Origin of the sequence: Chimaeribacter coloradensis, from assembly GCF_002858715.1 — a bacterium.
GTDB lineage: Bacteria > Pseudomonadota > Gammaproteobacteria > Enterobacterales > Enterobacteriaceae > Chimaeribacter > Chimaeribacter coloradensis.
On sequence record NZ_PJZH01000001.1, the window covers coordinates 59870 to 84858 of the forward strand.

At 63.0% G+C, this 24989-nt stretch carries 18 protein-coding genes; 12 read left to right on the plus strand and 6 right to left on the minus strand.

Features of this window, described 5'->3' with window-relative positions; genetic code table 11:
- Positions 1 to 50: 50 nt before the first annotated feature.
- A complete protein-coding gene (moeB, locus tag CYR32_RS00265) occupies positions 51 to 809 on the minus strand; it encodes a molybdopterin-synthase adenylyltransferase MoeB (RefSeq protein ID WP_101821408.1) in 759 nt (252 codons plus the stop codon).
- A 2-nt stretch (positions 810 to 811) separates the two neighbouring features.
- On the minus strand, positions 812 to 2065 hold the full coding sequence (gene moeA, locus CYR32_RS00270; RefSeq protein WP_101821410.1) for a molybdopterin molybdotransferase MoeA: 1254 nt from the start codon (positions 2063 to 2065) through the stop codon (positions 812 to 814).
- A 330-nt stretch (positions 2066 to 2395) separates the two neighbouring features.
- Here moeA and CYR32_RS00280 point away from each other — a divergent pair, with 330 nt between their 5' ends.
- From CYR32_RS00280 to CYR32_RS00335, 12 genes are all read left to right on the plus strand, one after another.
- Positions 2396 to 3235 carry a class II aldolase/adducin family protein gene (locus CYR32_RS00280; protein ID WP_101821414.1) on the plus strand — a complete coding sequence of 280 codons (840 nt, stop codon included), beginning with the start codon at positions 2396 to 2398 and terminating at the stop codon, positions 3233 to 3235.
- A 934-nt stretch (positions 3236 to 4169) separates the two neighbouring features.
- A complete protein-coding gene (fucR, locus tag CYR32_RS00285; RefSeq protein WP_101821416.1) occupies positions 4170 to 4901 on the plus strand; it encodes an L-fucose operon activator in 732 nt (243 codons plus the stop codon).
- A 544-nt stretch (positions 4902 to 5445) separates the two neighbouring features.
- A complete protein-coding gene (gene gsiA, locus CYR32_RS00290; RefSeq protein ID WP_101822124.1) occupies positions 5446 to 7308 on the plus strand; it encodes a glutathione ABC transporter ATP-binding protein GsiA in 1863 nt (620 codons plus the stop codon).
- 26 nt (positions 7309 to 7334) lie between these two features.
- The gene (gene gsiB / locus CYR32_RS00295; RefSeq protein WP_101821418.1) at positions 7335 to 8876 is read left to right on the plus strand and encodes a glutathione ABC transporter substrate-binding protein GsiB; all 1542 of its coding nucleotides are present in this window, start codon (positions 7335 to 7337) and stop codon (positions 8874 to 8876) included.
- 63 nt (positions 8877 to 8939) lie between these two features.
- Positions 8940 to 9860 (plus strand): glutathione ABC transporter permease GsiC, encoded by a 921-nt coding sequence (gsiC, locus tag CYR32_RS00300; RefSeq protein ID WP_101821419.1) that lies wholly within the window; start codon positions 8940 to 8942, stop codon positions 9858 to 9860.
- A 6-nt stretch (positions 9861 to 9866) separates the two neighbouring features.
- The gene (gene gsiD / locus CYR32_RS00305; RefSeq protein ID WP_101821421.1) at positions 9867 to 10781 is read left to right on the plus strand and encodes a glutathione ABC transporter permease GsiD; all 915 of its coding nucleotides are present in this window, start codon (positions 9867 to 9869) and stop codon (positions 10779 to 10781) included.
- 721 nt (positions 10782 to 11502) lie between these two features.
- The gene (locus tag CYR32_RS00310) at positions 11503 to 12861 is read left to right on the plus strand and encodes a NarK family nitrate/nitrite MFS transporter (protein ID WP_420912815.1); all 1359 of its coding nucleotides are present in this window, start codon (positions 11503 to 11505) and stop codon (positions 12859 to 12861) included.
- An 87-nt stretch (positions 12862 to 12948) separates the two neighbouring features.
- The gene (locus CYR32_RS00315) at positions 12949 to 16686 is read left to right on the plus strand and encodes a nitrate reductase subunit alpha (RefSeq protein ID WP_101821423.1); all 3738 of its coding nucleotides are present in this window, start codon (positions 12949 to 12951) and stop codon (positions 16684 to 16686) included.
- Positions 16683 to 18218, plus strand: coding sequence for a nitrate reductase subunit beta (narH, locus tag CYR32_RS00320; RefSeq protein ID WP_101821425.1), 1536 nt, complete (start codon positions 16683 to 16685; stop codon positions 18216 to 18218). The genes CYR32_RS00315 and narH overlap by 4 nt, the downstream gene beginning before the upstream one ends.
- A complete protein-coding gene (gene narJ, locus CYR32_RS00325) occupies positions 18218 to 18901 on the plus strand; it encodes a nitrate reductase molybdenum cofactor assembly chaperone (protein ID WP_101821427.1) in 684 nt (227 codons plus the stop codon). The genes narH and narJ overlap by 1 nt, the downstream gene beginning before the upstream one ends.
- On the plus strand, positions 18901 to 19578 hold the full coding sequence (gene narI / locus CYR32_RS00330; RefSeq protein ID WP_101821428.1) for a respiratory nitrate reductase subunit gamma: 678 nt from the start codon (positions 18901 to 18903) through the stop codon (positions 19576 to 19578). Before narJ ends, narI begins: the two co-directional genes overlap by 1 nt.
- 128 nt (positions 19579 to 19706) lie before the next feature.
- A complete protein-coding gene (locus CYR32_RS00335) occupies positions 19707 to 20783 on the plus strand; it encodes an aldo/keto reductase (protein WP_101821430.1) in 1077 nt (358 codons plus the stop codon).
- A 58-nt stretch (positions 20784 to 20841) separates the two neighbouring features.
- Here the strand turns inward: CYR32_RS00335 and CYR32_RS00340 are convergent, their stop codons facing one another.
- The 4 genes from CYR32_RS00340 to ptrR all read right to left on the minus strand — a co-directional run bounded on the left by CYR32_RS00340 (position 20842) and on the right by ptrR (position 24857).
- The gene (locus CYR32_RS00340) at positions 20842 to 21741 is read right to left on the minus strand and encodes an SDR family oxidoreductase (protein ID WP_101821432.1); all 900 of its coding nucleotides are present in this window, start codon (positions 21739 to 21741) and stop codon (positions 20842 to 20844) included.
- Positions 21742 to 21908: 167 nt separating this feature from the next.
- Positions 21909 to 22748 (minus strand): S-formylglutathione hydrolase, encoded by an 840-nt coding sequence (gene fghA, locus CYR32_RS00345; RefSeq protein WP_101821434.1) that lies wholly within the window; start codon positions 22746 to 22748, stop codon positions 21909 to 21911.
- An 18-nt stretch (positions 22749 to 22766) separates the two neighbouring features.
- The gene (locus tag CYR32_RS00350; RefSeq protein WP_101821436.1) at positions 22767 to 23891 is read right to left on the minus strand and encodes an S-(hydroxymethyl)glutathione dehydrogenase/class III alcohol dehydrogenase; all 1125 of its coding nucleotides are present in this window, start codon (positions 23889 to 23891) and stop codon (positions 22767 to 22769) included.
- A 66-nt stretch (positions 23892 to 23957) separates the two neighbouring features.
- Positions 23958 to 24857, minus strand: a complete 900-nt coding sequence (ptrR, locus tag CYR32_RS00355) for a putrescine utilization regulator PtrR (RefSeq protein WP_101821438.1) — start codon at positions 24855 to 24857, stop codon at positions 23958 to 23960.
- Between the last annotated feature and the right edge of the window lie 132 nt (positions 24858 to 24989).

Consider the following 24989-nt stretch of genomic DNA (forward strand, 5'->3'; position numbering starts at 1 on the left):
AAAATGAACTGATGAGGCTGATTTTTGTACTTTTTTAGCTGAAAAAGATCTCAGTTTTTGCGGCCGCACACCTCGCACTGTGGGTTTTTCGGCAGTTTCAGGGGTCGGAACTGGCAGGTCATGGCGTCGAACATCACCACCCGGTGGGTGGCCGGGGTGCCGTAGGCGGTCAGCAGTTTGATCGCTTCCATCGCCTGTAAACTGCCGATTGTACCGACCAGCGGTGCCATCACGCCCGCCTCGACGCAGGTCAGGGCGTTCTCCCCGAACAGGCGGCTCAGGCAGCGGTAGCACGGCTCATCCGGCTGGTAGGTGAAGACGCTTAACTGCCCCTCCATGCGGATCGCCGCGCCGGAGACCAGCGGGGTGCGCGCCGCGAAACAGACGCGGTTGAGCTGGTCGCGGGTGGCGACGTTGTCGCTGCAATCCAGCACCACATCCGCCTGTGCCACCAGGGCCGCCAGCGCGGCGTCATCCGGCTGCTGGTTAAGCGGGTGCAGCCGGACGTGCGGGTTGATCGCCGCCAGCGCCTGCGCGGCGGAGTCCACCTTCGCCATGCCGATGCGCGCGTCGCTGTGCAGCGTCTGGCGTTGCAGGTTGGAGAGCGCCACGCTGTCGAAATCCACCAGCGTCAGCGTGCCGGTGCCGGCCGCCGCCAGATATTGCGCCGCGGCACAGCCCAGCCCGCCGAGGCCGATCACCAGCGCATGGCTAGCTTTCAGCCTCTCCTGGCCGTCAAAATCGAAACCGCGCAGCACAATCTGGCGGTTATAGCGCAGCGTCTCTTCGTCACTCAGTTCCGGCAGCATCGTTACGCCCCCAGCAGGTGGTTAAACGGCTGGATCGTCACCGCTTCCCCTTCCGCCACCGACCCGCGTTCGCGCTCCAGCACGATAAAGCAGTTGGCCTGGGCGAAGGAGCTGAAGATGTGCGACCCCTGGTGGCCGGTGGTGCGCACCGCCAGGTTGCCCTGCTCGTCAGTGAAGGCGATGCCGCGCTGGAAGTCGAGCCGACCCGGCTGCTTTTTCAGCGGGGTGGCGGCGCGCGCCTTCAGGCTCGGCGGCAGTTTCCAGTCGGTGTGGCCGGTGAGGCGGGCGATCAGCGGCTGCACCAGCTGGTAGAAAGTCAGGGCGGCGGAGACCGGGTTGCCCGGCAGGCCGCAGAACCAGGCATTCGCCAGGCGGCCGAAGGCAAAGGGTTTGCCCGGTTTGATCGCCAGCTTCCAGAAGCCGATCTGCCCCAGCTCCTCCAGCATGGTTTTGGTGTAGTCCGCCTCGCCCACCGAGACGCCGCCGCTGCTGATCACCAGATCGGCCGCCGCGTCCGCCTGCCGGAAGGCCTTGCGCAGCGCCTGCGGGTCATCCGGGATGATGCCCAGATCCACCACCGTGCAGCCGAGCTGTTCCAGCATCAGCCGCACACCGAAGCGGTTGGTGTCGTAGATCTGGCCCGGTTGCAGCGGGGTGCCCACCGGTTGCAGCTCATCGCCGGTGGAGAACACCGCCACCGTCAGCGGCGCATAGACCGCCACATCGGTGACGCCCAGCGAGGCCAGCAGCGGCAGCTCTGCCGCGCCCAGCCGCACCCCGGCGCGCAGCACCACGCCACCCTGTTCAACGTCTTCGCCCGCACGGCGGATGTTCTGCCCGGCTTTCACCGGGGCGGTAAAGCGCACGCCCTGTTCTGACACCTCAGCCTGCTCCTGCATCACCACCGCCTCGGTGCCCGGCGGCACCGGCGCGCCGGTCATGATGCGCAGGCAGCTGTTGGCCGGCCACTCGCCGGTGAAGGGGTTACCGGCAAACGCCTTGCCGGCCACCGGCAGCGGCTCACCCGCAGCCAGGTCAGCCAGGCGCACGGCGTAGCCGTCCATGGCGGAGTTATCAAACGGCGGCACCTGCACCGGCGAGGTGACATCCACGGCGGTGATGCGTCCGGCGGCGGCGGTCAGCGGCACGCGGGTGGCGATGCACTGGGTTGCCACCTGGGAGAGCATCTTCTCCAGGGCATCGTCCAGTGAGAGCAGGTCGGAAACAGGGGGGTGTTGCGGGTGTTCTGAGGCCATGAATTACTCCGTTGTACGGCAGCGCGGCCCGCCATCGGCAGGCCGGGGCAAAATCGGGGACCTGCCCATTATGGCAGAGAACGCCGGGCTGACCAATCGGCCCGGCCGTGCGGTGCTTCCCCGTTTTGCCGGGGCGGCAGAAAAAGCGGGCAGGGCGGCGGCCGGGCAGCATGCCGAAAACGGACAATTTACTGTGATTCAGCTCACATCATGGCGGTGAAACCGTGGGTTTTCCACGGGGAAGGTGGCCCGGCTGCGCGTTCTGCTTAGCATGGTGTTAACAGCCGCGCAGGCCGCGGCCCCCCGCCACACAGCATAGAGAGCAGAGCGATGAGTCAATCTGATTGGTCAATTTCCCCGCCGTTACCGAAACTGGAATTCCACTGGGAAGAGGGCAAAGACCCGCAGACCCCGCAGGAGGTGAATCAGTTTTTCTACAGTGATGCGTTGCAGGTCATCAAGCAGCGGATCGTCGCCATCGGCCAGCGGATGTGGCAGAAGGACTACGTCGACGGCAACGGCGGCAACATCTCGGTGCGGGTGGGTGACAACCTGGTGCTCTGCACGCCGACGCTGATCAGCAAAGGGTTTATGACACCGGATGATATGTGCCTGGTGGATATGCAGGGCCGCCAGAAGGCGGGGAAACGGCCATCGACCAGCGAGATCAAAACGCACCTCGGCATCATGAGCCGCGTGCCGGCGGCCAAATCCTGCGTGCACGCCCACCCGGTGCATGCCAACGCCTTTGTGATCACCGGCACCGTGCCGCCGACCGGGATTATGCCGGAGCCGGACATTTTCTTCGGGGAAGTGGTGCAGGCGAAATACGCCACCCCCGGCACGCCGGAGAATGCCGAGAACGTCGGCTCCGTCTCGCCGGACCACCAGTGTATTTTCATGGAGAACCACGGCGTGATTGTCTGGGGCAACCATGTGGAGGATGCCTACTGGAAGCTGGAGAACGTCGACTCCTACTGCCGCATCCTGCTGCTGGCCACGCAGCTCAATATCCCGATCCAGCAGGTCAACGCCGCGTCGATGAATGATTTCATCGCCCTGCGTAAAAAGCTGGGGATGCCGGATAACCGCGACCAGCGCAGCGCCGAGACGCTGTTTAACCTGCGGGAGTTTGCGGGGAGGGCGCTGAAGGCGCATCCAGAGGCGTGAGTAATCTGTGGGCGGCAGATAAGCCGCCCTTTTAAAGCGGATACGCTACCGATATCATGGGGTAGGTGGCATGTTTCGGTTGCTCATGTGTCGTTGTCTACCTGAGCCACCAAGCCTCAACCGAGCAGGGCGCGCCAGTGCGCTCGCCCTGCACCCGCGCACTTTCGGTGATCCGGCTGAATCATTGCACGCTCTCGCGTGTCCCCTCATTTCGCCTCCGGGCTTTCCGCGCCGTCGCAGACACGCTCCCGGCGTGGCTGCGACTCTCACGGGCATCCCTGCCCGTTCGCCCGGCCCTACGGCTCCATTCGGCAATGATTTTTACGCCCCCACCACCTCTGCAAACCAGCAAGTATGTGAGGAAATAGTAGGGGGAGGTTTTTAAGCGTGATGTGTGCTTTTTCCGCTCTGCATTTTCATGTGGCAGCGATTTTCGTGCCTGCTTTAAAACCTAAAAAGACCTTATCGACTCTTTCCTTACATAGCCAAGGATTTGCAGAAGTGGTGGGGGCATTAAATTATTGCCGACGAGGACGCAGGGCCGGGCGAGCACACAGGGATGTGTGCGAGAGGGACAGCCACGCTGGGAGCGTGTCTGTACCGGCCCGAAAAGCCCGGAGGACGCTGGAGGGGAGCCGCGGGAGCGGCCAATAATTCTGCCGGATCACCCAAGGCGCGGGGATGCAAGGGGTGGGCGCCTACGCGCCCCTTGCGCGGTGGCGGCAGCGGAGCCGCAGAAAGACACCGGGCGTTTGCCAACGCAACCGCCGCCGATCTAAGAAAACGCCCCCACATGCCCATGTGATCCCCCCTGAAAAATTTAAAAACAAAAAACCGTGATACCCTTTGCAATAAATAGCGGCCGATCCCAAAAGTGTCACGCCCCGCACGGTATGCTGGCACCGTTGATGGGCAGAGGGAGCGTAACCGCAGTATGAAAAACAGCCGCCATGAAGCGTTACTGAAGCTTATTGCTGAACAGGATGTGATGAGCGTTAACCAGTTGTCCCAGCAGCTGAATGTCTGCCGGGAGACCATCCGCCGTGACCTGAGCGAACTTCAGGAGCAGGGGCTGATCCTGCGGCGGCACGGCAAGGCGAAACGGATTATCCAGCAGGATGATATCGGCGAGCCTTTTACCCACCGCGCCAAAAGCCATTTCAGTGATAAGGATGACATCACCCGCCAGGCACTGGCCTATATCGAACCGGGCATGTTGCTGGCGCTGGATGCCAGCTCTACCTGCTGGTATCTGGCGCGCAAATTGCCGGACCTGCCGCTGACGGTGCTGACCAACAGCGCCCGCATCGTGCGTGAGCTGGAGCGCCGCCAGCATATCCGCGTCATCTCAACCGGCGGCGAGCTGCTGCGCAAAGAGGAGGTCTACCGTAACCCGGCCTTCTTCTCGCTGATCAAACATTATGATATCGATCTCTTTATGTTTTCCTGCGAAGGGCTGGACAAACAGGGCCTGCTCTGGGACTCCAACGACCATAATGCGGAGTACAAAGCGATTCTGGTGAAGCGCTCCGCTCAGTCCCTGCTGCTGATGGACAAAAGCAAACTGTGGCGGCAGGGCGTGGCGCGCATCTGCCTGTTACAGGAGGTGGACATCATCATCAGCAACCGTGAGCTGAACCTGCCGCAGGCGGTGAGCTGCGCCTGACCCGGCCCCCTGACACTGTGGCCGGCGTAATGCATTTCCTGAAGTGATTATTTATTCTGGTTTAATCACACAGCGGTGGGAGGGTAAACCGGTCACCCCCGGCCGCCGCTGTTCCTGCCCCTGTTAGCCCACTGCTTTATATTACTTTGAATATACTCAGTAAATTACCGTCTAAGCCGGGCGCAGTTTCCGCTTTACTTACAGGCGGCGGCTAAATATAGTCAAAAAAAAGCGCGTCCGGCCATTCAGTGCCACACTAAAAAACGGTGGTTTATTCATCCGGTCATTGGTTTGCCGGGAAACCACCACAGCGTGACGCCACAACGCGCCGGGACGCGCGCGTTTTTACGGACAGTTGACCAGACAGGGTGCAGTGCCTCATGAGTAAATCAATGATAACCGTTCACGGCGGTGCGCAAGCAGCGTCCGGCCTTGCCGTGGCCGTTACCGCCTTTCGCGCGCGCGGGTGGGCTGCGCTGTGCCGCCATGCCGGGCGGGCGCGGTGAGCGGGGGCGCAAAGGTGCGGGCGCTCTCCCCGCCGGTATTGCCTGCGGCGGCAACCGGCCTGCTGCCGGACGATCAGGTGCTGGCGGTCAGCGGCCTCAGCGTCGGGTTCACCTCAGAAAAGCAGCACATCCAGGCGGTGAAGCAGCTCAGCTTTGAGGTGCGGCGCGGCGAAACCCTGGCGATTGTCGGCGAGTCCGGCTCCGGCAAATCGGTGACCTCCCTGGCGCTGATGCGGCTGGTGGAGCAGGGCGGCGGCGTGATCGAACAGGGGCAGATGCTGTTCCGGCGGCGGCGCGGCGCGGTGCTCGATCTGGCGACCGCCCGGCAATCCACCCTGCGTACCCTGCGCGGCGCGGATATGGCGATGATCTTCCAAGAGCCGATGACCTCCCTGAACCCGGTGTTCCCGGTCGGCGAGCAGATCGCTGAGTCAATCCGCCTGCATCAGGGCATGGACCACCGCAGCGCCCGGCAGGAAGCCTTAAGGATGCTCGATCTGGTGCGCATCCCTGAGGCGCGCAACATCCTCGACCGCTACCCGCACCAGCTCTCCGGCGGGATGCGCCAGCGGGTGATGATCGCGATGGCGCTCTCCTGCAAACCGGCGCTGCTGATCGCCGACGAACCCACCACCGCGCTGGATGTCACCATCCAGGCGCAGATCCTGCAACTGATCCGTGTGCTGCAACAGGAGATGCACATGGGGGTGATTTTCATCACCCATGATATGGGCGTGGTGGCAGAAGTGGCCGACCGGGTGCTGGTGATGTACCGCGGCGAGAGCGTGGAGGTCGGCGGCGTGAAAGAGGTGTTTGCCGCGCCCCAACACCCTTATACCCGCGCCCTGCTGGCGGCGGTGCCGAAGCTGGGCGCCATGCGCGGAAAAACCTTCCCGGCGCGTTTTGACCTGGTGCATGCCGGGGAACCGGGCGAACCGCCGCCGCAGGACACCATCCCGCCCGGCGCGGCCCCGATCCTCGAGGTGCGCGATCTGGTGACGCGCTTTGACATCCGCAGCGGGTTGTTCAACCGCGTGACCCGCCAGGTGCACGCGGTGGAGAAGGTCAGTTTCGATCTCTACCCCGGCGAGACGCTGGCGCTGGTGGGGGAGTCCGGCTGCGGCAAATCCACTACCGGGCGGTCGCTGCTGCGGCTGGTGGAGAGCCAGGGCGGCAGCCTGACCTTTAACGGCCAACCGATTACCCACCTGTCGGGCGCGGCGCTGCAACACCTGCGGCGCGACATCCAGTTCATCTTCCAGGACCCGTACGCCTCCCTCGACCCGCGCCTCACCGTCGGCTACTCCATTATGGAGCCGCTGCTGGTGCATGGCGTGGCGCGCGGCAAAGCGGCGCAGGCGCGCGTCGCCTGGCTGCTGGAGCGGGTCGGGCTGCAACCGGAACACGCCGCCCGCTACCCGCACGAATTTTCCGGCGGCCAGCGCCAGCGCATCTGCATTGCGCGCGCGCTGGCGCTGAACCCGAAAGTGGTGATCGCCGACGAGTCCGTCTCGGCGCTCGACGTCTCCATCCAGGCGCAGATTGTGAACCTGCTGATGGACCTCCAGCGCGAATTCGGCATCGCCTTTCTGTTTATTTCCCACGATATGGCGGTTGTTGAACGCATCAGTCACCGGGTGGCGGTGATGTTCCTCGGCCAGATTGTGGAGATCGGCCCGCGCCGCGCCGTGTTTGAAAATCCGCAACACCCCTATACGCGCAAACTGATGGCTGCCGTACCCGTGGCCGATCCGGCGCACCGCCGGCCGGAGCAGGCCCTTTTGGTGGATGAGATCCCAAGCCCGATCCGGGCAGTAGGTGACGAACCCCTGGTTGCGCCGCTGGTGCAGGTAGGGGAGGGGCACTTTGTGGCTCGACATCCGATTGCAGGTGCTTACTGACAGGGAATAACCCCAGGAGAAAAGAGATGACTCAGCAGAAGACGTCCCGCCGTGTGCGGGTAGCCGGTGCCGTACTGGCCGTGCTGGCTGCCGCGCCCGCCTGGGCCGCGAAAGAGGCCACCATTGCCGTAGGCTCCAATTTCACCTCGCTCGACCCGTATGACGCCAATGACTCGCTGTCGCAGGCGGTGGCGAAATCCTTCTATCAGGGGCTGTTCGGCTTTGATAAGGATATGAAACTGGTCAACGTGCTGGCCGACAGCTACCAGGTCAGCAATGACGGCCTGACCTATACCCTGAAGCTGCACCCGGGGGTGAAGTTCCAGGACGGCACAGACTTTAACGCGCAGGCGGTGAAGGTTAACCTCGACCGCGCCAGCAACCCGGAGAGCCACCTCAAGCGCTATAACCTGTTCAAGATGATCGCCTCCACCGAGGTGGTGGACCCGGCGACGGTGAAGATCACCCTGAAAGCGCCGTTCTCCGCCTTCATCAACAACCTGGCGCACCCGTCGGCGGTGATGATCTCCCCGGCGGCGCTGGCGAAATATGGCAAGGAGATCGGCTTCCACCCGGTCGGCACCGGGCCGTACCAGTTTGTTGCCTGGAACCAGACCGACTACGTCAAAGTGAAGAAATTTGACGGCTACTGGAAGCCGGGCCTGCCGAAGCTCGACAGCATCACCTGGCGGCCGGTGGTGGACAACAACACCCGCGCGGCGATGCTCCAGACCGGTGAGGCCGATTTCGCCTACCCGATCCCTTACGAGCAGGCGGCGATCCTGAAGAAAAATGCCAAACTCGACCTGGTCACCACGCCGTCGATTCTGCAGCGCTACATCAGCTTCAACGTCACGCAGAAGCCGTTCGACAACCTGAAAGTGCGCCAGGCGATCAACTACGCCATCAATAAAGAGGCGCTGATCAAGGTCGCCTTCTCCGGCTATGCCGTCCCGGCTGAAGGGCCGGTGCCGCCGGGCATCGACTACGCCGCGCAGTATAAGCCGTGGCCCTACGACCCGGCCAAAGCGCGCGAGCTGCTGAAAGAGGCGGGCTACCCGAACGGCTTTACCACCACGCTCTGGTCTTCCCATAACCACAGCACCGCGCAGAAGGTGTTGCAGTTCACCCAGCAGCAGCTGGCGCAGGTCGGCATCAAGGTCACGGTGACGGCGATGGATGCCGGCCAGCGTGCCGCGCAGGTGGAGGCGGTGGGCCAGAAAGAGGCCGGGGTGCGGATGTTCTACACCGGCTGGTCCGCCTCGACCGGTGAGGCAGACTGGGCGCTGACGCCGCTGTTTGCCAGCCAGTCCGCGCCGCCGAAACAGTTCAATACCGCCTTCTACAGCAACCCGAAAGTGGATAAAGACCTGAGCGATGCGCTGGCCACCACCGATCGCGCCGAAAAAGCGCGGCTCTACAAAGATGCGCAGGATACGATCTGGGCCGATGCGCCGTGGGCCTTCCTGGCCACGGAACGGCTGGTCTCCGCGCATAACAAACGCCTGACAGGGTTCTATATGATGCCGGATACCCTGTTCAGCTTTGATGACGCCGACATCCAATAAGGCGGCGGCGGGCAGCCACCACGGGTGCCCGCCGGCTACCGGCAGCCAGGGGCTTTTGGACCGATGCTGAACTATTTTCTGAAACGTGTTTTAGGGTTGATCCCGACACTGCTGATTGTGGCGGTGCTGGTGTTTTTGTTTGTCCACCTGTTGCCGGGTGACCCGGCGCGGCTGGCCGCCGGGCAGGACGCGGATGAGAGCGTGGTGGCGCTGGTGCGCCAGGACCTCGGTCTCGACAAACCGCTGCCGGTGCAGTTTTTCCACTTCTTTACCAACGTGGTGCAGGGCAATTTCGGCACCTCGATCGTCTCCAAACGGCCGGTGGCAGAAGAGATCGCCCAGCGCTTTATGCCGACGCTGTGGCTGACCCTCGCCAGCATGGCCTGGGCGGTGCTGTTCGGCATGGTGATAGGCGTAGTCTCCGCCGTGTGGCGCAACCGCTGGCCGGACCGCCTCGGCATGACGCTGGCGGTCTCCGGCATCTCGTTCCCGGCCTTTGCGCTGGGGATGCTGCTGATGCAGGTCTTCTCCGTGAACCTCGGCTGGCTGCCCACCGTGGGGGCGGACAGCTGGCAGCACTATATTCTGCCCTCGATCACCCTGGGCGCGGCGGTGGCCGCGGTGATGGCGCGCTTTACCCGCGCCTCCTTTGTGGAGGTGATGCAGGAGGACTACATGCGCACCGCGCGCGCCAAAGGGGTGCGCGAAAGCCTGGTGGTGGTCAAGCATGGCCTGCGCAATGCGATGATCCCGGTGGTGACCATGATGGGCCTGCAGTTTGGTTTCCTGCTCGGCGGCTCGATTGTGGTGGAGAAAGTCTTCAACTGGCCGGGGCTGGGGCGGCTGCTGGTGGATTCGGTGGAGATGCGCGACTACCCGGTGATCCAGGCCGAGGTGCTGCTGTTCTCCCTGGAGTTCATCCTGATTAACCTGGTGGTAGACATCCTCTACGCCGCCATTAACCCTTCCATCCGCTATAAGTGAGGCCGCATGAAATTCTGGAGACGTGACGCCACGCTGGCGGGGATGCCGGTAATCCGGGTGGCGGGGCTGGGCGCGACGCGCACGCCGTGGCGCGCCTTCCGGCAACGTTTCACCCGCCAGCCGGTGGCGCTGGTGGCGGGGCTGTTTGTGCTGCTGCTGATCGCCGTGGCGCTGCTGGCCCCCTGGCTGGTGCCCTATGATGCCGAAAACTACTTCGACTATGACCGGCTGAATGAAGGGCCGTCCGCGGTGCACTGGCTGGGGGTGGACTCCCTCGGGCGGGACATTTTCAGCCGCATTCTGATGGGCACCCGCATTTCACTGGCGGCCGGGGTCGGCTCTGTGGCGCTCGGCGCGGCGGTCGGCACCTTTTTCGGCCTGCTGGCCGGCTATTACGAAGGCTGGTGGGACCGCATCACCATGCGCATCTGCGATGTGCTGTTTGCTTTCCCCGGCATCCTGCTGGCGATCGGGGTGGTGGCGATCATGGGCAGCGGCATGGCCAACGTGATTGTGGCGGTGGCGATCTTCAGCATCCCGGCGTTTGCCCGCCTGGTGCGCGGCAACACGCTGGTGCTGAAGCACCAGACGTTTATTGAGTCCGCGCGCAGCATCGGCGCGCCGGACCGCACCATCCTGCTGCGCCATGTGCTGCCGGGGACGCTTTCGTCAATTGTGGTCTACTTCACCATGCGCATCGGCACCTCCATCATCACCGCCGCCAGCCTCTCGTTCCTCGGGCTGGGCGCACAGCCGCCGACGCCGGAGTGGGGCGCGATGCTCAACGAAGCGCGCGCCGATATGGTGATGGCCCCGCACGTGGCGATCTTCCCCAGCCTGGCGATTTTCCTCACGGTGCTGGCGTTTAACCTGCTGGGCGACGGCCTGCGGGATGCCCTCGACCCGAAACTGAAATCGTAACGCCACATCGCATGCGCCGCGCAGCCGTAATACCCGGCTCCGCGGCGTTTTTCATTGTCATAACGGGCAGATGGCAGGTTATTTCCCCGCCGTATGGCCTTGCTGTCGCCTTTATCCGTTTTATTTCCCGCCCCACACGGTGTTAGCACGCTTTTATTTCCCCGGCAGGGGAAGCCAATTACCCCTTTCGGGTTAATTTTATTTTCTTTATCACGGCGGCCTGCCTGATCAGGCGCGGATTTTTAATCGCTGGCCGGGTGTTCATATTTATGCAAGAAAAGCCATTCTGCTTAATAAACAGGCGTGCGCCGTTTTTCTTTCTACCCATAAATAGGTAATTGTGCAGCGGGGCGGTTATTTATATCACCTAGGAATGTTCTCAATAAATTAAAACTCATTGATTAATAACGTTTTGTTCTGGTGTTCCGGCGCGGGCAGTGCGCATTTCGCCCGTTTCCCACGGCAGGTTTCCCGCCGCCGGACACCCCATGCGGCGTTTATTGCCGGTTTTATTTATGGCCGTGCTGCCCTTATTCCACCTTTCTTTGATATGCCTCAGTAACCGGATAACCGGCCTCCCTAAAATAACCCCGGCATACCGATAACAGGCAACCGATCTCTTTAAGAGGGCGTATCCGTGGATGATAACCGAGTCATAGCCAACCGCCGGGCCACAGAAAATAACCGGGCCGCAGCAGGCGAACATAACAAAGGGCACCTTATTTCCGGTTGGGCGCCTGAAAACCCCCAATTCTGGGAAACTACCGGGAAATTTATTGCCCGCCGCAATCTGGTGATCTCCGTCGCGGCCCTGCTCCTGGCTTTTTGCGTCTGGATGCTGTTCAGCACCGTGGCGGTCTACCTCAACCGGGTGGGCTTCGCCTTCACCACCGACCAGCTCTTCTGGCTGACGGCGTTACCCTCCCTCTCCGGCGCGCTGCTGCGCGTGCCTTACTCCTTTGCGGTGCCGATCCTCGGCGGGCGCTTATGGACGGTGATCAGCACCGCCATCATGATCGTGCCCTGCGTCTGGCTGGGATATGCCATCCAGGATACGCAGACGCCGTTCTGGGTCTTTGTGATCATTGCGCTGCTGTGCGGCTTCGCCGGGGCCAACTTCGCCTCCAGCATGGGCAACATCAGCCTGTTCTACCCCAAAAAGCAGCAGGGCAGCGCACTCGGCATTAACGGCGGGCTGGGCAACATGGGCGTCAGCGTGATGCAGCTGGTGTCGCCGTTTATCGTGGCAGTGCCGCTCTTTGCCGCGCTGGGCGTGGAGGGGGTGGCGCAGCCCGCCGGCAACACCCTCTGGCTGGCCAATGCGGCGTGGGTCTGGGTGCCGCTGCTGGCGGTCACCACGCTGGCGGCCTGGTTCGGCATGAACGATCTGGCCGGGCTGAAAGCCTCGTTCAGGCAGCAACTGCCGGTGCTGAAAAGCGGCCACCTCTGGCTGCTCGGGATGCTCTACCTCGCGACCTTCGGCTCCTTTATCGGCTTTTCCGCCGGGTTTGCCATGCTGGCAAAAACGCAGTTCCCGGAGGTCGACATCATTAAACTCGCCTTCTTCGGGCCGCTGCTGGGCGCGCTCGCCCGATCCGGCGGCGGGATGCTCTCTGACAAATTCGGCGGCATCCGCGTCACCATTATCAACTACCTGATGATGACCCTGTTCACCTTGGCGCTGTTCTTCACCCTGCCGGGCAGCCGCAGCGACGGCAGCTTTATCGCTTTCTATCTGGTGTTTATGGGGCTGTTCCTCACCGCCGGGCTGGGCAGCGGCTCCACCTTCCAGATGATCGCCGTGATTTTCCGCCAGCTGGCGATGACCGCAGTGCTGAAAAAGGGCGGCACCCAGGAGCAGGCGCACCACACCGCCGTGACCGATACCGCCGCCGCGCTGGGCTTTATCTCCGCCATCGGCGCGATTGGCGGCTTCTTTATCCCCAAAGCCTTCGGGACGTCACTGAGCCTTACCGGGTCACCGGTCGGGGCGATGAAAATTTTCCTGATTTTCTACGCGGTCTGTTTCCTGGTGACCTGGCTGGTCTATGGCCGCCGCCGCACGTCACCGTCAGCCTGACACCCACCGGCCTTTATGTTGCCCCCCGGGGCACTGAGCAATGATTAAAAAAAACGTCAGGGCAACCGCCCTGACAGGAGAACAATCATGAGCAAGTTATTGGATCGTTTTCGTTATTTTAAACAGAAGGGTGACAGCTTCGCCGCCGGGCATGGGCAGACCTACGCCACCAACCGCGACTGGGAAGACAGCTACCGCCAGCGCTGGCAGTTCGACAAGGTGGTGCGCTCCACCCACGGCGTGAACTGCACCGGCTCCTGCAGCTGGAAAATTTATGTGAAAAACGGCCTGGTGACCTGGGAAACCCAGCAGACCGACTACCCGCGTACCCGGCCGGACCTGCCCAACCACGAGCCGCGCGGCTGCCCGCGCGGGGCCAGCTACTCCTGGTACCTCTACAGCGCCAACCGGCTGAAATACCCGCTGGTGCGCCAACGGCTGATCGAACTCTGGCGCGCGGCGCTGGCGCAACACCCTGACCCGGTGGCGGCGTGGAATGCCATCGTCACCGACAGCGAAAAAGCGCAGAGCTACAAACAGGCGCGCGGCCGCGGCGGCTTTGTGCGTTCCACCTGGCAGGAGCTGAACCAGCTTGTCGCCGCCGCCAACGTCTGGACAGTCAAACACTGCGGGCCGGACCGCATCGCCGGTTTCTCCCCGATCCCGGCGATGTCGATGGTCTCCTACGCCGCCGGCACCCGTTACCTTTCGCTGATTGGCGGCACCTGCCTCAGCTTCTACGACTGGTACTGCGACCTGCCGCCCGCCTCGCCCATGACCTGGGGCGAACAGACCGACGTGCCGGAATCCGCCGACTGGTACAACGCCGGTTACATCATCGCCTGGGGCTCGAACGTGCCGCAGACCCGCACGCCGGACGCCCACTTCTTCACCGAAGTACGCTACAAAGGCACCAAAACCGTGGCGATCACCCCAGACTACTCGGAAGTCGCCAAGCTCAGCGACCAGTGGCTGGCGCCGAAGCAGGGCACCGACAGCGCGCTGGCACTGGCGATGGGGCATGTGATCCTCAAAGAGTTCCACCTCGACAAGCCCAGTGACTACTTCCTGAACTATGCCCGCCGTTACACTGACATGCCGATGCTGGTGCTGCTGGAGCCGCGTGAGGACGGCACTTTTGCCCCCGGCCGGATGCTGCGCGCCGCCGATCTGGTCGACAACCTGGGTGAAGCGAACAACCCGGACTGGAAAACCGTGGCGCTGAACGAGGCCGGGGAGCTGGTGGTACCGAATGGCTCCATCGGGTTCCGCTGGGGCGAGAAGGGCAAGTGGAACCTGGAGCCGGTAGCCGCCGGGCAACCCACACAGCTCAGCCTCAGCCTGCTGGAAAACCGCGACGAGGTGGCTGAGGTCGGCTTCCCCTATTTCGGCGGCATCGAGAATGCGCACTTCCGCCATGTGAAACAGGATCCGATCCTGCGGCACACACTGCCGGTGAAACGGCTGACGCTGGCCGACGGCCGGGAAGCGCGCGTGGTCACGGTGTATGACCTGACGCTGGCGAACTACGGCCTGGACCGCGGCCTGGGTGACGCCGCCTGCCCGGTCAATTACGACGACGTCCGCGCCTACTCCCCGGCCTGGGCGGAGCAGATCTGCGGGGTGCCGCGCGCCGCCATCATCACGATCGCCCGTGAATTCGCCGACACCGCCCACAAAACCCACGGCCGGTCGATGATCATTGTCGGGGCGGGGATGAACCACTGGTACCACATGGACATGAACTACCGCGGCCTGATCAATATGCTGATCTTCTGCGGTTGCGTGGGCCAGAGCGGCGGCGGCTGGGCGCACTATGTCGGGCAGGAGAAACTGCGCCCGCAGACCGGCTGGACGCCGCTGGCCTTTGCGCTGGACTGGAACCGCCCGCCGCGCCAGATGAACAGCACCTCGTTCTTCTATAACCACTCCAGCCAGTGGCGCTATGAAAAACTCAGCGTCGCGTCGCTGCTCTCGCCGCTGGCGGACCCGGACGCCTTCCCCGGCCAGCTGATCGATTTCAACGTGCGGGCCGAACGTATGGGCTGGTTGCCGTCGTCGCCGCAGTTCAACACCAACCCGTTGGAGATTGCCGCCAGCGCCGCGCAGTCGGGCCTCTCGCCGCAGGAATACACCGTGCAGGCGCTGAAGTCGGGCGCGCTGCGCTTTGCCAGCGAACAGCCTGACGGCGGCAACAACCACCCGCGCAATATGTTTATCTGGCGCTCTAACCTGCTCGGCTCATCGGGCAAAGGCCATGAGTACATGCTGCGTTACCTGCTGGGCACCGAGAGCGGCATCCAGGGCGATGCGCTGAGCGATGAACGCGTGATGCCGGAAGAGGTGGAGTGGCGCAAACAGGCGATCGAAGGCAAGCTCGACCTGGTGGTGACGCTCGATTTCCGCATGTCCAGCACCTGTCTCTTCTCCGACATCGTGCTGCCGACCGCCACCTGGTACGAAAAAGATGACATGAACACTTCGGACATGCACCCCTTCATCCACCCGCTGTCGGCGGCGGTGGACCCGGCGTGGGAGTCGAAAAGCGACTGGGAGATCTACAAAGGCATTGCGAAGACCTTCTCTGAACTCTGCCCCGGCCACCTCGGCCAGGAAACCGATGTGGTGCTGCAACCGATCCAGCACGACTCCCCGGCGGAGCTGGCGCAGCCCTATGACATTCAGGAGTGGAAAAAGGGCGAATGTGACCTGATCCCCGGCAAAACCGCGCCGCACATTGTCACCGTGACGCGCGATTACCCGGCCACCTATGAGCGCTTCACCTCCGTCGGCCCGCTGATGGAGAAACTCGGCAACGGCGGCAAGGGCATCAGCTGGAACACCGACAGCGAAATCGAACTGCTGCGTAAACTCAACTACACCAAAGCCGGCGGCCCGGCTGCCGGCCAGCCGCAGATCAACAGCGCGATCGACGCCGCCGAAGTGATCCTGACCCTCGCGCCGGAAACCAACGGCCAGGTGGCGGTGAAAGCGTGGGAGGCATTGAGCGCCGCCACCGGCCGCGACCATACCCACCTGGCGCGGCCCAAGCAGGAGGAGAAGATCCGCTTCCGGGATATTCAGGCGCAGCCGCGCAAAATCATCTCCAGCCCGACCTGGTCGGGGCTGGAGGATGAACACGTCTCCTATAACGCCAACTACACCAACGTCCATGAGCTGATCCCGTGGCGCACCCTGTCGGGCCGCCAGCAGATCTATCAGGACCACCCGTGGATGCGCGCCTTCGGCGAAAGCCTGGTGGTCTACCGCCCGCCGGTGGACACCCGCAGCCTGGAGGCGCTGTCGCATATTCCGTCCAACGGCTTCCCGGAGAAAGCGCTGAACTTCCTGACGCCGCACCAGAAATGGGGCATCCACTCCACCTACAGCGACAACCTGCTGATGCTGACGCTGTCACGCGGCGGCCCGATTGTCTGGATGAGTGAGGCGGATGCCGCGGAGCTGGGCATCGCCGACAACGACTGGATCGAGGTGTTCAACGCCCACGGCACCCTGACCGCCCGCGCGGTGGTCAGCCAGCGCGTCCCGGCCGGGATGACGATGATGTACCACGCGCAGGAGCGGCTGCTGAATATCCCCGGCTCGGAGATCACCGGGATGCGCGGCGGCATCCACAACTCCGTGACCCGCGTCAGCCCGAAACCGACCCATATGATCGGCGGCTACGCCCAGCTGGCCTATGGCTTCAACTACTACGGCACCGTGGGTTCAAACCGCGATGAATTCATCATGGTGCGCAAAATGAAACACATTAACTGGCTGGACGACGAAGGCCGCGATCAGGTTCAGGAGGCGTCAAAATGAAAATCCGTTCTCAGGTCGGCATGGTGCTGAACCTTGATAAGTGCATCGGCTGCCATACCTGTTCCGTGACCTGCAAAAACGTCTGGACCGGGCGCGAAGGCATGGAGTATGCCTGGTTCAATAACGTGGAGACCAAGCCGGGCGTGGGCTACCCGCAGGCGTGGGAAGACCAGAGCAAGTGGCGCGGCGGTTGGATCCGTAAAATCAACGGCAAGCTCGAGCCGCGCCTCGGCAGCCGGGCAGGGGTATTGTCCAAAATCTTCGCCAACCCGCAGATCCCCGGCATCGACGACTACTACGAGCCGTTCACCTATGACTACCAGCACCTGCACACCGCCCAACAGGGCAAAAGCCAGCCCACGGCGCGGCCGCGCTCGCTGATCAGCGGCGAGCGGCTGGACAAGATCGAGGGCGGCCCCAACTGGGAGGAGCTGCTGGGCGGCGAGTTCAGCAAACGTGCCGCCGATAAGAACTTCGACGCCATCCAGAAAGAGATGTACGGCCAGTTCGAACACACCTTCATGATGTACCTGCCGCGCCTGTGTGAGCACTGCCTGAACCCGAGCTGTGTGGCGACCTGCCCAAGCGGCGCGATCTACAAGCGTGAGGAAGACGGCATTGTGCTGATCGATCAGGACAAATGCCGCGGCTGGCGGCTCTGCATCAGCGGCTGCCCCTACAAAAAGATCTACTTCAACTGGAAGAGCGGGAAATCGGAGAAGTGCATTTTCTGCTACCCGCGCATTGAGTCCGGGATGCCGACGGTCTGCTCGGAAACCTGCGTCGGGCGCATCCGTTACCTCGGCGTGCTGCTCTACGATGCTGACCGCATCGCTGACGCCGCCGGCACCGAAAACCAACACGACCTGTATGAACGCCAGTGCGGCATCTTCCTCGATCCGCACGATCCGGCGGTGGTCGCCGAGGCGCTGAAACAGGGTATCACCCAGAACGTGATCGACGCCGCGCAGGCCTCGCCGGTGTGGAAACTGGCGATGGACTGGAAACTGGCGCTGCCGCTGCACCCGGAATACCGCACGCTGCCGATGGTCTGGTATGTGCCGCCGCTGTCACCGGTGCAGGCGGTGGCGGAGTCGGGCGCACTGGCGCAGGCGGGCAGCGTGTTGCCGGAGGTGGAGCGGCTGCGCATCCCGGTGCAGTACCTGGCGAACCTGTTAAGCGCCGGGGACACCGCCCCGGTGCTGCGGGCGCTGAAGCGGATGATGGCGATGCGCCACTATAAGCGGGCGCAGAGCGTCGAGGGCGTCACGGATACCCGGGCGATCGAGGAGATGGGGCTGAGCGTGGCGCAGGTCGAGGAGATGTACCGCTATCTCGCCATCGCCAACTATGAGGATCGCTTTGTCATCCCGACCAGCCACCGCGAGCTGGCGCGTGACGCCTTCCCGGAACGCAACGGTTGCGGCTTCAGCTTTGGTGACGGCTGCCACGGCAGTGACACCAAATTCAACCTGTTCAACAGCCGCCGGATTGATGCCATCAATATCGGCGACAACGCGGGGGGTGAATAATGCCGCTGTTAAACGTGATCTCACTGCTGCTGGAGTACCCGGATGAGGCGCTCTGGCAGCACCGGGAAGAGCTGCTGGCGGCGACCGGGCAAACACAGCCCGGCCTACTGCCCTTTGTGCAGGATTACCTCGCCGCCCCGGTGCTGGATAAGCAGGCCGAATGGTGCGCCCTGTTTGAGCGCGGGCGCGCCACCTCGCTGCTGCTGTTTGAGCATGTGCATGCGGAATCCCGCGAGCGCGGCCAGGCGATGGTGGATCTGCTGAACCAGTATGAGGCGGCAGGGCTGGCGCTCAACTGCCGCGAACTGCCGGACTACCTGCCGCTCTACCTCGAGTACCTGAGCAGGCAGGATGCGGCCGCCGCCCGACAGGGGTTGCAGGATGTCGCCCCGATCCTCGCGCTGCTGGGCGGGCGGCTGAAAGAGCGCGGCAGCGCGTTCAGCGCGCTGTTTGATGCGCTGCTGGACGTGGCGCAAAGCCCGCTGCGCAGTGACACGCTGGCCGCGCAGGTTGCCGGGGAAGCGCGCGACGACACCCCGGCCGCGATGGACGCGGTCTGGGAAGAGGAGCAGGTGAAGTTTATCGGTGGGCAAGGCTGTGATGCCCCGGCACCGCACCCGCGCCGGGGCAGCCAGAACGTGCTGCCGCAGTATCTGGATCTCTCTGCCGGAGGAGCGAACTAATGCATTATCTCAATATCCTGTTTTTTGATATTTACCCCTATATTTGCGGCACCGTGTTCCTGATCGGCAGCTGGCTGCGTTACGACTACGGGCAGTACACCTGGCGGGCCGCCTCCAGCCAGATGCTGGATAAAAAGGGGATGCGGCTCGGCTCCAACCTGTTCCACATCGGTATTCTCGGCATTTTATTCGGGCACCTGTTCGGGTTGCTGACGCCGCACTGGGTCTATGAGCCGTTCCTCGCCATCGCCACCAAACAGAAACTGGCGATGGTAGCCGGTGGGGTGTTCGGGCTGATGACGCTGGCGGGCGGGCTGTTGCTGCTGAAGCGCCGGTTATTCAACCCGCGGATACGCGCCACCTCCACCCGGGCAGACATCGTGATCCTGGGGATTCTGATTGTGCAGGTGACGCTGGGGCTGACCTCGATCTGGTTCTCGCTGCAACACCTGGACGGCCTCGGCATGATGAAGCTGGTGGGCTGGGCGCAGGCGGTGGTGACGCTCCAGGGCAACGCCTCCCAGTGGCTGGATGGCGTGGAGTGGATCTATCGCGTGCACCTGATCCTGGGCATGACCATTTTTCTGGTCTTCCCCTTCACCCGGCTGGTGCACGTCTGGAGTGCGCCGGTGGAGTACCTGACCCGCCGTTATCAGGTGGTGCGCGCCAGACGGTAATGCTGAACCGGGCAACGGGCCGGGCGGCAGGGCAGAGAGCAGGACGAATCCTAATTGAATGATGCGTGAGGAATTTTTGGCTATACCTATAAGTTCCTCCGCGCTATTCAACCTACAAGGAGTCGATCATGAAATACCGCCAGCTTGGCCACTCCGGCCTGTTTGTCTCGGAACTGACCCTGGGGACGCTCACTTTTTCCGGCAGCGACGGATTCGAAAAAACCGGCAATGTGGATGCCAGAACTGCCCGCCGCTTTATGGACATCGCCTTTGAGCAGGGCGTCAACACCGTCGACACCGCTGACCTCTACTCCAAAGGCGGTGCGGAGAGCGTGGTGGGTGAGGCGCTCGGCCGTGACCGCCAGCGGATTATCCTCGCCACCAAAGCCCGCAGCCCGATGAGTGATGACCCGAACGACAGCGGGGCCACGCGCTACCACCTGATCAAATCCTGTGAAAACAGCCTGCGTCGCCTGAAAACCGACCATATCGACCTCTACCAGATCCACAACTGGGACGGCGTCACCCCGGTAGAAGAGACGCTCTATGCGCTGGAATCCCTGGTGCAGAGCGGCAAAATCCGCTACTTCGGCACCTCCAACTACACCGGCTGGCAGATGATGAAGACCCTGGGCAAAGCTGAGCTGCTGGGCGTGCATAAACCGGTGAGCCAGCAGATTAACTACACGCCGGAGTCCCGCGAGGCGGAGTTTGAGCTGTTGCCGCTGGCGCTAGACCAGAGCATCGGCACGCTGATCTGGGGGCCGATGGGCGAAGGGCTGCTGACCGGCACCGTACGCCGCGGCAAGAAAACGCCGGAAAGCTCGCGCCAGGGCAACGGCTGGCCGGAACCCTATGTGCATGACATGGAACACGCCTACAACGTGATTGATGTGCTGGCGGAAGTCGGTGAGAAGCATGACGCCTCCCCGGCGCGTGTCTGCCTGGCCTGGCTCAACAGCCGCCCCGGCATCAGCAGCCTGATTGTGGGCGCGCGCAACGAGGCGCAGCTGAAAGACAGCCTGGCCTCGGCAGAGCTGGCCTTGACGGAAGAGGAGTTGCAGCAGATCGAGCGGGTTACCCGCCCGGCACCGCGCTACCCCTACTGGCACCGCTTCACCTCAGGCATGGACCGCATCGACCCGGCAGAGCAGCCGTTCCTGGACGAATACCGCGAAACCGTGGAGCACCGCAAAGACCGCTGAGAGATCGGCAGGCAAGAAAAAGCCGGGCATCTGCCCGGCTTTTTTTATGGGGAAACGGTCAGGCCGTGTGGTTCCCGCCGGTCACGCCGAACACTTCGGCAGTGACGTAGCTCGACTCCTGCGAGGCGAGGAAGACGTAGATCGGGGCCAGCTCGGCCGGTTGACCGGCACGTTTCAGCGGCGTGGCGGCACCAAAGTCCGGGATGTTCTCCTGCAACTGGCCGCCGCTGACTTGCAACGGCGTCCAGATCGGGCCGGGGGCCACGATGTTGACGCGGATCCCTTTGCTTGCCACCTGTTTTGCCAGCGCACGGCTGTAGGCGATGATCGCGCTCTTGGTAGAGGCGTAATCCAGCAGGAACTCGCTCGGCTGGTAAGCCTGGATCGACGAGGTGGTAATGATTGAACTCCCCTCCGGCAGGTGCGGCAGCGCCGCCTTGGTGATCCAGAACAGGGAGAAGACGTTGGTTTCAAAGGTCTTGCGGAACTGCTCGGTGGTCAGGTCGCTGACGTTCTGAATCGCCACCTGTTTCCCGGCTACCAGCGCCAGGATATCCAGCCCGCCCAGTTTGGCGTGGGCATCGGCCACCAGTTTCTGGCAGAAGGTTTCATCACTGATGTCGCCCGGCAGCAGCACCACTTCACGCCCGGCTTCACGGATCAGCTCCGCCACCTCTTCGGCATCGCGCTGTTCAGAAGGCAGGTAGGAGAGGGCGACGTCCGCCCCTTCGCGGGCATAGGCGATCGCCGCCGCGCGCCCGATGCCGGAGTCACCGCCGGTGACCAGCGCCTTGCGCCCTTTCAGGCGTTCACTGCCGCGGTAGCTCTCTTCACCGTGATCCGGAGCAGGCTGCATATTCATCGCCAGCCCGGGAGCGGGCTGAGTCTGCTTTGGATAACGGTCATGCTTGTACTGGGTGAGTGGATTCTGGCGGGTATATTGGTCTGGTTTCGACATTGTTTTTCTCCATTCACATGAAACAACAGGAGGCGCGTAAAGCGTTCGCTTTGCGCACGCAAAAATCTGTACGAACCATAAAGTGTAGTTGGATCGGCTGAATCTGCCAGCCAGCAGACAGGGAACGGCGGCCCGCCCGCGGTGGGGCGGCGGGGGGCCGCCGGGTATCAGGCAAACAGATGCGCGGCGTGGAACCGCAGGTGATCCTCAATAAAGCTGGCGATGAAGAAGTAGCTGTGGTCATACCCCGGCTGGGTGCGCAGGGTCAGCGACCAGCCATACTGCTCAGCCAGCTCCTCAAGTTTTGACGGCTGCAACTGGTCCGGCAGGAACTGGTCGCTGTCGCCCTGATCCACCAGCATCGGCAGCGCGGTGGCCGGGGTGGCGGTCAGCAGGTGGCAGCTGTCATAGGCCAGCCATTGGCTCTCATCACTGCCAAGGTACGCCGCGAACGCCTTGCGGCCCCACGGCACCTGGCTTGGGTTGACGATCGGCGCGAACGCCGACACCGAGCAGTAACGCTGCGGGTTACGCAACGCCAGCATCAGCGCGCCGTGGCCGCCCATCGAATGCCCGCAGATCGACTGCCGGTCGCTGACGCTGACCTGCTGGCGCACCAGCGCGGGCAGCTCGTCATTGAGGTAGTCATACATGCGGTAGTGGGCGTCCCACGGGGCCTGTGTGGCGTTGAGGTAGAAGCCCGCGCCCTGGCCGAGATCGTAGCCCGGATCGTCGGCCACGCCCTCACCGCGCGGGCTGGTGTCCGGCATCACCAGCACCAGCCCGAGTTCAGCCGCCACCCGTTGCGCACCGGCCTTCTGCGTGAAGTTTTCATCATTGCAGGTCAGCCCGGACAGCCAGTACAGCACCGGCGGCGGCGTGTCGTCACGCGGCGGCGGCAGGTAGAGGCTGAAGGTCATGGTGCAGTTCAGGCTGCGGCTGTAGTGGCGGTAACGCTGTTGCCAGCCGCCAAACATCCGGTGTTCTTCAAGAAGTTCAATGCTCATCGCAGCGCGGCGCCTCGTTTATTTATTGAAATGGATCACGGAGCGGATCGACTTGCCTTCGTGCATCAGGTCAAACGCCTCGTTAATCGCCTCCAGCCCCATGGTATGGGTGATGAAATCGTTCAGCTGGAATTTGCCGTCGAGGTAATCCTGCACGATGCCCGGCAGCTGGCTGCGCCCCTTCACACCGCCGAAGGCAGAACCGCGCCAGACGCGGCCGGTGACCAGCTGGAACGGGCGGGTGGAGATCTCTTCCCCGGCCCCGGCCACGCCGATGATCACGGACTCGCCCCAGCCTTTATGGCAGCACTCCAGCGCGGAACGCATCACGTTCACGTTGCCGATGCACTCGAAGGAGAAGTCGACGCCGCCGTCGGTCATTTCCACAATCACTTCCTGGATCGGCTTGTCGTAATCTTTCGGGTTGATCAGGTCGGTGGCACCCAGTTTGCGCGCCAGATCGAACTTGCTGGTGTTGATGTCGATGCCGATGATGCGCCCGGCCCCGGCCATCTGCGCGCCGATGATGGCCGACAGGCCGATGCCGCCGAGGCCGAAGATCGCCACGGTGTCGCCTTTCTGCACTTTGGCGGTGTTCATCACTGCGCCCATGCCGGTGGTCACGCCGCAACCCAGCAGGCAAACCTCTTCCAGCGGGGCCTCTTTATTGATTTTTGCCAGCGAGATCTCCGGCACCACGGTGTACTCCGAGAAGGTGGAGGTGCCCATGTAGTGGAAGATCGGCTTGCCGTCTTTGAAGAAGCGGGTGGTGCCGTCCGGCATCAGCCCTTTGCCCTGGGTGGCGCGGATCGCCTGGCAGAGGTTGGTTTTGCCGGAGCGGCAGAATTTGCACTCGCCGCACTCCGGGGTGTAGAGCGGGATCACGTGGTCGCCCACCGCCACGCTGGTAACGCCTTCGCCCACCGCTTCCACCACGCCGCCGCCCTCGTGGCCGAGGATCGCCGGGAACACGCCCTCCGGGTCTTTGCCCGACAGGGTGTAGGCGTCAGTGTGGCAGACGCCGGTCGCGACGATGCGCACCAGCACTTCGCCTTTCTGCGGCGGCATCAGGTCCACTTCTTCAATTTTCAGTGGCTGGCCTGGCCCCCAGGCGACCGCAGCGCGGGTTTTGATCATCTCCATGGTGTTGCTCCTTTACGGGTTAATGCGGGATGGGTGATTAATAATTAATCGTTGGTTAAGTGTATCTCACTCACCGGGAATCGGGTGTTTCAGTACCGGAATGACGCCGTGGTTATGCTCGATAATGATCTCTTTCAGCGCGCGCACATTGGGGCTGAACGCCTCGCGCCGCCAGATGAGCCAGGTGGCGGTGTCGGCCACCTCATCCGGCAGCGGGTTGGCGGTGACGCGCTCATGGCCGGGCAGCTGCGCCAGCACCGACTGCGGCAGCACCGCGATGCCCGCGCCGCTGGCGACGCAGGCCAGCATCGCGTGGTAGGAGTGGATCTCCAGCGTAGTGCCGGTGACCCAGCCGGCCTGGCCCAGCCAGGCGTGCAGCTTGTGGCGGTAAGAGCAGGTGGTGCCGAAGGCGAATACCGTGAGCGGCGTCTCTACGGGGTGTGCCGCCAGCGGGCGGTCAGCCGGGGAGATCACCACCAGCCGCTCGCGGAAGGCGATGCAGGCGTTGAGGTCGTCGTGGTTTATCGGGCCGTCCACCAGCGCCGCCGCAAGCCGGCCGCCGCGCACGCCGTCAATCAGGTGGCCGGAGGTGCCGGTCACCAGGGAGAGCGCCACCGCCGGGTGCTGCTGGTGATAAGCCGCCAGCAGCGCAGGCAGCCGGGTAGCGGCGGTGCTCTCCATCGAGCCGAGGGCAAACTGCCCGGCGGGTTCTCCGGCGTGGGTAAGGCTCATCGCCTCGTCGCTCAACGCCAGGATGCGCTCCGCGTAGCCGAGAAAGTTATGGCCCATTGCAGAGAGCCGCAGCCGCTGCTTCTCACGAATAAACAGATCGGTGCCCAGCTCCTGTTCCAGCTGGCGCAGGCGGGTGGTGAGGTTGGAAGGCACGCGGTGCAGCTGTTCAGCCGCCTTGGCAAGCGAACCGGTTTCTGCCACACAACAGAACATCCTGAGCTGGGTGAGATCCATAACTGTTCTCTTTTTGTGAGTAACTTCATCTGAATTATTCAGTTTCCGTGAGTGTAGGCCTCAGGCAGACTGGTGGCAACCGTTAATTAACCCACAGGGCAATCCGCAGGCACAAACAGTTAACGCTTGGGT